This is a genomic window from Candidatus Hydrogenedens sp., assembly GCA_035378955.1.
Lineage (GTDB): Bacteria > Hydrogenedentota > Hydrogenedentia > Hydrogenedentales > Hydrogenedentaceae > Hydrogenedens.
Window position 1 is genome coordinate 1 of sequence record DAOSUS010000104.1, and the last position, 9,510, is coordinate 9,510.

The 9,510-nt window shown below is 32.7% G+C and carries 11 protein-coding genes; all 11 read right to left on the bottom strand.

Annotated features, from left to right (window positions below):
* A partial coding sequence (locus PLA12_13690) for a hypothetical protein (GenBank protein ID HOQ33545.1) occupies positions 1 to 1,187 on the bottom strand: 1,187 nt, incomplete at its 3' end.
* 13 nt (positions 1,188 to 1,200) lie between these two features.
* Complete coding sequence (locus tag PLA12_13695; protein ID HOQ33546.1) at positions 1,201 to 2,043, bottom strand: ABC transporter permease; 843 nt, start codon at positions 2,041 to 2,043, stop codon at positions 1,201 to 1,203.
* 1 nt (position 2,044) lies between these two features.
* Positions 2,045 to 3,001: an ABC transporter ATP-binding protein gene (locus PLA12_13700; GenBank protein ID HOQ33547.1), complete on the bottom strand. Its 957-nt coding sequence runs from the start codon at positions 2,999 to 3,001 to the stop codon at positions 2,045 to 2,047.
* A 164-nt stretch (positions 3,002 to 3,165) separates the two neighbouring features.
* Positions 3,166 to 4,134, bottom strand: a complete 969-nt coding sequence (locus tag PLA12_13705; protein HOQ33548.1) for a hypothetical protein — start codon at positions 4,132 to 4,134, stop codon at positions 3,166 to 3,168.
* 42 nt (positions 4,135 to 4,176) lie between these two features.
* Positions 4,177 to 5,055 carry a CDP-diacylglycerol--serine O-phosphatidyltransferase gene (pssA, locus tag PLA12_13710; protein ID HOQ33549.1) on the bottom strand — a complete coding sequence of 293 codons (879 nt, stop codon included), beginning with the start codon at positions 5,053 to 5,055 and terminating at the stop codon, positions 4,177 to 4,179.
* 1 nt (position 5,056) lies between these two features.
* Positions 5,057 to 5,713 (bottom strand): phosphatidylserine decarboxylase family protein, encoded by a 657-nt coding sequence (locus PLA12_13715; GenBank protein ID HOQ33550.1) that lies wholly within the window; start codon positions 5,711 to 5,713, stop codon positions 5,057 to 5,059.
* On the bottom strand, positions 5,710 to 6,405 hold the full coding sequence (radC, locus tag PLA12_13720) for a DNA repair protein RadC (protein ID HOQ33551.1): 696 nt from the start codon (positions 6,403 to 6,405) through the stop codon (positions 5,710 to 5,712). The genes PLA12_13715 and radC overlap by 4 nt, the downstream gene beginning before the upstream one ends.
* A 12-nt stretch (positions 6,406 to 6,417) precedes the next feature.
* On the bottom strand, positions 6,418 to 7,269 hold the full coding sequence (gene prmC / locus PLA12_13725; protein ID HOQ33552.1) for a peptide chain release factor N(5)-glutamine methyltransferase: 852 nt from the start codon (positions 7,267 to 7,269) through the stop codon (positions 6,418 to 6,420).
* Between the two features lie 5 nt (positions 7,270 to 7,274).
* Positions 7,275 to 8,366: a peptide chain release factor 1 gene (gene prfA, locus PLA12_13730; GenBank protein HOQ33553.1), complete on the bottom strand. Its 1,092-nt coding sequence runs from the start codon at positions 8,364 to 8,366 to the stop codon at positions 7,275 to 7,277.
* Between the two features lie 31 nt (positions 8,367 to 8,397).
* Positions 8,398 to 8,622, bottom strand: a complete 225-nt coding sequence (gene rpmE, locus PLA12_13735) for a 50S ribosomal protein L31 (GenBank protein ID HOQ33554.1) — start codon at positions 8,620 to 8,622, stop codon at positions 8,398 to 8,400.
* Positions 8,623 to 8,715: 93 nt separating this feature from the next.
* Positions 8,716 to 9,510: alpha-isopropylmalate synthase regulatory domain-containing protein (locus PLA12_13740; protein ID HOQ33555.1), on the bottom strand; the 795-nt coding region annotated here is incomplete at its 5' end.

Genomic DNA, 9,510 nt, shown 5'->3' on the forward strand with positions numbered 1-9,510 from the left:
CCATAAGGGTCGCTTTCTTCTTTACTTAATTTTTCCCATATTTCTTTTGCTTGTCTTTTTAAATTGTCTGCTTCTTTTATCTTTTCTTCTTTTATTTGCGCATCACTTATTTTTTCAACTTCCTTTATTAATTCCTGGGCTTTTTTTTCATATATTTTCCCCTGATTTCTTAAAATAAACCGGGGTGCTACAGGATTATCAGGAAATCTATTTCTATAATCTTCCCATCCTTGTAAGGCTTCTTCGTATTGTCCATTCAGCTCCTGACAAATATATAATTGTCTTCTTACCCATCGTTCATGAGGAACACGCACTGCTTCGGTCAAATATCGGACTGCATTGGGGTAATCGTTCATTTTGTTTTTATAAATGGCAAAGCCAAGGTCAAAATATAGTTTATAATCTCTGGGATTATTACGAATGCCTTTCTTTAAAAAGTCAATGGCTAAGTAATAAAAAGTTTCCTTTTCTCCAACACAAGCTTTATATTTTGGATTCCATTTTTTCAGGTGTTGAGGTGTATCAATAAGTTTAGCAGTAGCATTATATGCCAGGTGCCATGCTCCGATAAGATATGCTTCAACAAAGTTAGGGTCTAATGTTACACAGGTTCTCATTAAAGGGACCATACGATATAGCAATCCTTGATGCCAATAACGGTCTACTTCAAGCCAAATCAAACTTGCAGCAATTTTTCTAAAGCCAAAGAACAAGTTAAAGATATTAACTCCACTTTCTTGGGCTTCTGCATAGGTTATATTTCTATTAAATTCTATTTTCCCCTCTCTAAGATTTTTCAGAAATTCTTTTTTCAATTCTTCCATTTCTTTTTTGGTTGTTATCTTCCATATTATAGGGTCGTTCGATATATCACCTATTATATTTGCAAAATTTTCACGATAAGATATTGTATTATCTATAGAATCCTTAACTTGTTTTTCATTTTGAAGTATTGGAATGGCTTTTTCTGATACTTTATCAAAAAGTTGTAAATCAACAAATTTTTCTGTTTTTTGTTCTCCTTCTGAAGCCTGAAATAGTCTTTCCTGTGTTCCTACTGCAAGTATCCATCTATAAAAAGCCTCGCATTCTCTATAAAATTCAACATGCCTACCTTGATAAGCACCTAAAATTACAAATATTATAAATAAGAGTGATAATATTATATTTACTTTTTTATCAGTCATAAGTCTTTATTCTCTATACTTCTCTTTTTCTGAAAATCCAATATGCAAGGATATACCCACAAACAGCATAAATAAGTCCATACAAAACTAATTGAGGAATTAAAACATCTGTAGGTGGGTCGTTGGGTTGTGAATTTATAATTTGTGTTTTTAAACTAAATCTCTGTAAATTGGGTAAGACATTCCACAAGATATAAGCGATATAGCCAATTAGAGAATCAAGCCATTCTCCTGTTTGTCCGGAACGATTGTAAACATCTTTTAGATATTCGGTAAGACTACCCGTTATGTATATGAAAAGACCTGCTATAGTGGGCAAAACGGAGGAACTTGAAGCACATGCTATCGCAAAAGTTAATGCAGAAACTATTAAAAATTCAAAATATGTTAAGAAAACAGACCATAAAAGCAAAGTAGGTAAAATTTGTTGTTTTATATATAAAGAAATAAAGAAAAGTCCTCCCATTAAACAAAGGTTCATAATAATAATTAACTGAACACCTAAAAATTTACCGAAAAGGTATTGGAAACGACGAACAGGTTTCGATAACACAGTGTATATTACCCGATTTTCTATTTCTGTAGGAACAACAGATGCAGAAATAAAAATAGTTATTAAGATACCAAATATTGAAATCGTGGTAACACAAATATCTTTTATCAATTTCAAATCCATATCGGTGCTAACATCACCTACCGTTGCCTGATTAATAAATGATGTCATAAATGTAGCACCAAAGATAACAAGAAGACTGAGAATGAGAAAACCGACCAAAGTTTTCCTTCTTAAGCCTTCTCTCCATGTGTATACCGCAATAAACCAAGGACCTTTTATAAAATCAAGGAGACTTTTCATTTTATGAACTCCGTTCTTTTTTTGCTGAATCAATAACATTTACAAATAATTCTTCCAATGTTTCCCGTCGAGGTGTTATTTTTATTAATTGCAAACCAACGGTCTTTCCCAATTCAATGGCATTATACAATTCTTCGTCATTTTTTACTTTGAGATATACTTTGTCATTAATCTGGTCTACTACATCTCCCCCTTTATCTTTAATCTCCTGCACCACTCCATTTTTAGCATTTGCAAATTCTATAATCCTATCCTTTGAAGTAAGTAATTCTTCTAATGTTCCTGAAACACGAAGAATCCCTTCGTACAAAATACCTACACGATTGGAAATCATTTCTACCTCTAAAAGTTCATGACTTGAAATAAATAATGTTTTGCCTTCATCTCGTAATCGGGACAAAATATCTCTAATCTCTTTTCGAGCAATAGGGTCAAGACCCGTAGTAGGTTCATCTAATATTAAAATTTGAGGGTTACTTATAAGTGCCTGAGCAAGACCTATTCTTTGTCTCATACCTTTTGAATATCCTTTAAGCATTCTTCGACGGGCATGAGACATACTAACAAGTTCTAATACTTCATCAATTCTCTTATTTAATTCTTTTCCCGTTAATCCATAGAGTTGCCCATAAAATCGCAATATTTCTTCCCCTCTCAGAAAATCGGGATAGTAGGAACCTTCAGGCAAATAACCAATATTTTTTTTGACATAAGCGGAATAAATATCGGTTGTACCCATGATTTGGATTGAGCCAGAAGTCGGGAATATAAGTCCTAGTAATAGTTTTATTGTCGTCGTTTTTCCTGAGCCATTGGGTCCAAGATACCCATATATTTCAGATGGGAATACTTCTAAGTTAAGGTTTTTTAAGGCAGATACTTGTTCTCCCCTAAACCCAGTATCATATACCTTTGTTAAATTTTCTGTTTTAATTACCGGGTCAAAATTACTATTCATATAAAATAAGAACCCTTTATTTTTTTGTGCAGATTACAAGTAAATATAGATGATTAAATCATGTGTTTATGATACTCTAAATAGTTCTTTCTTTTCAAAAAGTATTGAATTTATTATATTTGGGGAGAGATTTTAAAATTAATATTTTTCAGATATACTGAATCTTATTGTTTTTGTTTATTGATAATTTCAATTATTTCTTCTGGATTGGGTAGATCATAATCCCAATATTTTACAATCTTGCCCTCTTTAAGATATACCAATCTTGGGGGTTCTTTTCCTATAAGGCTAAGAAAAAGTCTTACTTTATTACCCATAGAATAGATAGGAAATATTGGTTGAACTTTATTTAAAAATTCTTCTTTTTCTTCTTGGGATTCTTCAAGGCATAGTGCAATAATTTTAGGTATACCATTTATTGACATATAATCATTTATTTTAGGAGATTCTTCAATACAGTGGTCACAACCAAAACTTAAAAGTGCTACCAAATATTCACCCTGCCCTAAATCGTATATGTTCCCATCTATTTCTATTTTTATTTTTGAGTAAGGAGTTATATTATTATCTTCGACATTCTTTTTATCTATCTGCTCTGATTGCAATTGCTGATAACAGAAAAATGAAGTTAGGATAATTAAAATTACCAGTGGAAGATAATATTTGATGTATGTTTTCTTCTGTTCTGACCTTTCTTCTATTGGTTTAACTCCCGAAAAACATGCAATAGAAATAATAATAAGTATGATGTTTTTTATTATGGATTCCAATGGACCCATTTCGATTTTACCAAAGCATCCGCAATCTTTAAGGTCATTAAATATCCAAGCATATAAAATTAAGGAAGTAAAAATAAAAAGGAGTAATAAATTTATTGTCATTGTGAGTCTTCGAAATGGAAATGAAATTAGGAATAATAGACCTAAAGAAATTTCAATAAGGATTGTTATTGTTGCAATCCATGGGAGAATTTCTTTTTGTGTTATGACACCATAGGCATAAATCTGAACACAAAACTGATTGATTTCTATTATTTTTAGTGTGGCACTTGTAAGGAAAAGCAGTCCAAGAGCAATTTCCAACCAACGAAATATCTTAAATTTGTATGTATACGGTCTTAAAAAAAATATCATATTGTTTTCATTTTGTTTCTAAATTATAACAATGCAGACACACTATAAATTCTTCGGAAGTAGTTCTTTATTAATTTTTTCTGTTTCCTTCTCTTTTTCTGGTGTGGCAGACAAATATTGATATAATGTGTCTCCAAGTCCGAAGCCGACATAAGCAAGCATAACAGGAAATAAAACAATTGCTACAGAAGTAGTCATTGCATAGTGAATAATGGCTATAACAAATGCAGTAATTGCAAGGGTAAGAAAAGCGGGTTTTGGAGCAAAAATAAAATATTTTAATCGGTCTTTTGGATATTTGACGGAACTAACCATAAGTAAAGCAAGGATAACAGCCATAGGACCTAATGCGTAATAAGCAAAAGGACCTAATTTATGAAGTTCTAAACGAGGTTCAAAATAGTTTAAAAATAAGACAAAAGCCGATAGGGTACCTCCTGCTGCAGGTGATGGAAGCCCTCTAAAAGAATCGCGTTTTTCTGTTTCAAATGTGTTAAATCTTGCTAATCTCAATGCAGCACAAATTACATATATAATTGCCATATACGACCCTGTTTTACCTATGATGGACTCTGTTCTCGGTGAAACGGGTAAATGAAATCCTTCGGGAAGGTATGCCATAAAAACAAGGATACCCGGAGCAACTCCAAATGTTACCAAATCACTTAAGCTGTCATATTGTTTGCCAAATTCTGAAACGCTATTTGTCATTTTTGCTATGGTGCCATCTAAAGAATCAAAAATAATAGCTAATAATATAAAATATGCTGCTTTGTCAAACTCCGAGCCAATACTCGCAAAAATACTCGCAATACCTAAGTAAAGGCTGATTGTTGTAAATAAACTTGCTAAGACATTAATAGGATTGCGTCTTTTTATTTTCAAATCTATTTTTTGTTTTTTTCTTTTTCCTGGCATCATTTTATTTGAACCTTCCAATAATCGTTAAGCCGGCATATACTTTTTCTTTGTCCTTTACATATACTTCGCAATTCAAAGGTAAATATAACTCTACACGCGAACCGAATTTTATCATACCAAATTTTTCCCCTTTTTTAATAAAATCTCCTTCTTTTATCGGGCATACAATCCTACGTGCAATTTTGCCTGCGATTTGCCTAATTGTAATATTTCCTTTCTCGGTTTCTATAAAAAGTGTATTTGATTCATTATATTCGCTGGATTGGCTTTTCATCGCATTCATGAATTTGCCTTTTTTATAAATAATCTTTTTTATAACTCCATCGTAAGGAAAACGGTTTACATGAGCATTAAAAACAGACATAAAGATAGATATTCTTAAACATTTACCTTCGTAATATTCCTTTTTTTCTATTTCTTTTATTTCTACAATGGTTCCATCCGCTGGAGAAACGATTTCATCTTCTTTTGCATTTATTACTCTTGGAAAATCACGAAAGAAAAATAGAATGAAAATTGATAGTAGGAAAATGATTATTCCTAAGGGTAGTAAAGATTTATAATACATAAATCCTAAATAGGATAATAGTAGCCCTATGAGCATACAGGGCAAATAGTATTTCATGCCTATAATCCATGAATTAATGGGCTGGTTCATAAAAGTTCTCTTTCTTTTAAACTTACATATTTTCCATCACCAAGTATAATATGGTCTAATAGTTGAACGCCGATAATCTTACCGGCTTCTTTTAATTGTTTTGTAATTTCAATATCGGTCTGACTTGGTTCAGGGTCTCCTGATGGGTGGTTATGTGTAATAATTATATTAGGAGCACCAATTCTAACCGCAAGACGGAATACATCCATAGGACTGGCTACAGTACTATCCAAACCTCCTTGAGATATTGTTTCTACTTTTATAACATCATTTCTTATATTTAATAAAATACAATTAAAACATTCTATTTCGTATTCTTTGTATCTATTCATCATTAAGTCAGCCACATCTGCTGGTTTCTGGATTCTTTTTATAAATGTTTTTCGATGCTCAATAAGTCTTTTTCCCAATTCAAGTGCTGCTTTTAATTCTATCGCCTTAACTTTTCCGACACCTTTTACTTTTTGTATTTCTTCGATGCTTGCCTGGGAGAGTCTTCTTAAATCTCCAAAAACATTTAAAACATCATCAGCTAATTCAACGGCATTTTTTTCTTTTGTTCCTGTTCTAAAAAGCACGGCTATTAATTCAGCATCCCGTAGTGCTTCAGGTCCGTTTTTTTCTAATCGTTCTCGGGGTCTGTCATTTTCAGACATATCCCGAATAGTTTTCTTATATTTATATTCTTCCATAATACCTCTTTACTACTTTCCTTTCCAATTTCCTTTTACAATTCGAGGTAATTTCTGTAAATCAAACAGTGTTTCTATATTATCATATCCGTTTTTTTGAAATATTCTTTCTACTAATTCCCTCTGGTTGTCTCCTATTTCTAATAAAAGCCAGGCATCAGTATTTAAATATTTTCTGGCTTCTGAAATGATTTCATGAATTATATGAGTTCCATCACCTTGACAGAATAGTGCCTGAGAATCTTCATAGTCTCTGACAGTAGGCGGTAGAACATCACGATTGTTTTCTGGGATATAAGGAGGATTGGCTAAAATAATATCAAATTTATTTATATTATCTATAGAAGTAAACAGATTACTAACGATAAAATTCACGGATACTTTATTTTCCTTTGCATTATGTTTTGCTAATTTAACAGCGTTCTCGTTTATATCTATAGCAAAACATTTCACTTTTTTTTTGGTATTTTTGTAGATGGCTATAGATATACAACCTGTTCCCGTACACAATTCTAAAATATTAAATGTTTCTTTTTCCTTTATCTCTATTATTTTTAATGCTTCTTCTACAAGTAATTCTGTTTCAGGGCGAGGTATAAATATAGGAGGAACCGTTTTAATTTTCAATCCAAAAAATTCTGTATAGCCGAGTATGTATGCTATGGGTTCATGCTTTTTTCGTCTTTCTATCCATTGATAGAACTGTTCTGGGATGCTAATTTCTTCTTTTATTTTACTTAGTAATTCTGCTCTTGTAATATTTAGGACATGAGCAAGAAGTAATTCTGCTTCAAATCGAGGGTTATCTGATACAGGAATTAATTCATTGGAAATGTGATTGAGTAATAACCAAAGAGAAGGCATGATTTTTACTTTGTTTGAGATGTTTCCGCTTCTGCGAGTTGTGCTAACCTTTCTGCTTGGTCTGCTGTTGCAAGAGCATCAATAATAGGTTGTAATTCTCCATCTAAAACTTTATCGAGAGAATATAATGTAAGTCCTATTCTATGCTCTGTTACTCGATTTTGAGGAAAATTATAGGTCCGAATTCTTTCACTTCTATCTCCAGAACCTACTTGAATTTTTCTATGTTCCGACCGTGTTTTTTGTTCTTCATGGGTTTTAATATCTAAAAGTCGTGAACGAAGAACTTTTAATGCTCTTGCTTTATTTTTATGTTGAGAGCGTTCATCCTGACATGTAACAACAATTCCCGTGGGAATATGTGTAATACGAACGGCAGAATCCGTAGTATTAACTCCCTGTCCGCCATGACCCGAAGAACGATAAACATCTATTTGAAGGTCTTTCGGGTCAATATCTATATCAATTTCATCAGCCTCTGGCAAAACGGTAACTGTAACAGCTGAGGTGTGAATCCTACCCTGAGCCTCTGTTTCTGGAACTCGCTGAACGCGGTGAACTCCTCCTTCATATTTTAATTGACTATAAACGGATTGTCCCGAAATTTGAAAACAAATCTCCTTATATCCTCCTAACTCGGTAGGATGTGAATCTAATAATTCTACTTTCCATCCTTTCTTTTCTGCAAATCTAATGTACATTCTATACAAATCTGCAACAAATAACCCTGCTTCTTCCCCTCCGGTTCCTGCTCTTATTTCTATAATTGTATTTTTTTCATCATTGGGGTCTTTGGGGAGAAGTAAAATACGAAGTTTTTGTTCCAACTCATTTAATTGTTCTTGTAATGATTGTTTTTCTTCCTGTGCTAAACTTATTAGTTCGGTGTCTGTTTCTTCTTTTATAACTTCTTCTGTATGATTTAGGTGTTTTTCTTTTAATTCAAATAATTGGTAGGTTTGAACAATATCTTCCATTTCCCGCTGAGTTTTAACCAGTTTCCGATAAACTTCGGGGTCACATGCAACTTCAGGGGAAGCCATTTTTTCATTCAGACGATTATACTCATCAACTATAGCGCGTATTTTTTCGCGCAGTAGGGTATCCATATTATATAAATTAGTTCACTTATTTATTTTGTGTTTTAGGACTTGCTTTCCTGGCATATTTTTTCTGGAATCTCTCTACCCTACCTTCACTATCTACAAATTTTTGTCTTCCTGTAAAAAAGGGATGACAGTTAGAACAAATTTCCACATTAATGTTGGGTTTTGTAGCACGTGTTTTAAAAGTGTTACCACAAGCACACTTTACAGTGGCTTCAACATAATTCGGATGGATACCTTCTTTCATTGTATTCTCCTGTAAGTTTTATATATAGTTCCCTTAAAAATAGAATAACATTATATCAATAACAACATATAATTATCAAAAGTTTATATCTATCTAATGATTTTCTAAAGCATCTCTTATTGCGATGTATTTATTAACAGCATTTAAATATGCTTTTACAGCAGCCTCGACAATATCTGTGCTTGAACCGTTTCCTGTGATATTTTTACCATTAAATTTTACGACAACGGTTGCTTCACCAATAGCATCTTTTCCAGGTGTTGTTGCACGAATATCAAACTGCTCCAACTGCCCTAATACACCTGTTATTCGCTCAATCGCTTTACATGCGGCATCAACAGGACCATCACCTATGGCAGTGTCCATTAAATGTTCACTTCCTTTTGTCAATTTTACTAATGCAGTATAGGGGTCGTGACCTGCAGTTCGAACTTGCTCCAAATGATAGGTTTCAACTTGTTCTTGATTTAATGTCACAATCAATAGAATAATGTCTTCGTCATAAATTTCTTTTTTCCGTTCTGCTAATACCATGAATTTTTCATACAATTTATCTAATTCTTCTTTATTAAGACTATAACCTATTTCTTCACATCGTTTTGCTAAACCTGCCCTACCAGAGTGTTTGCCTAAAACAAGTGTAGAACGGACATTTCCAATCATTTCTGGCGTCATAATTTCATAAGTTTTTGTATTTGCAATTACACCATGTTGATGTATTCCTGACTCGTGTGCAAAGGCATTTCTTCCGACAATAGGTTTGTTGTAGGGAACTTTTAGCCCTGTTAATTTACTTAAAAGATTACTTGAAGGCATAATTTCAGTAGTTATAATATTACAACTATACGGGTAAATATCGTGCCGAGTATGTAATATCATTACCAATTC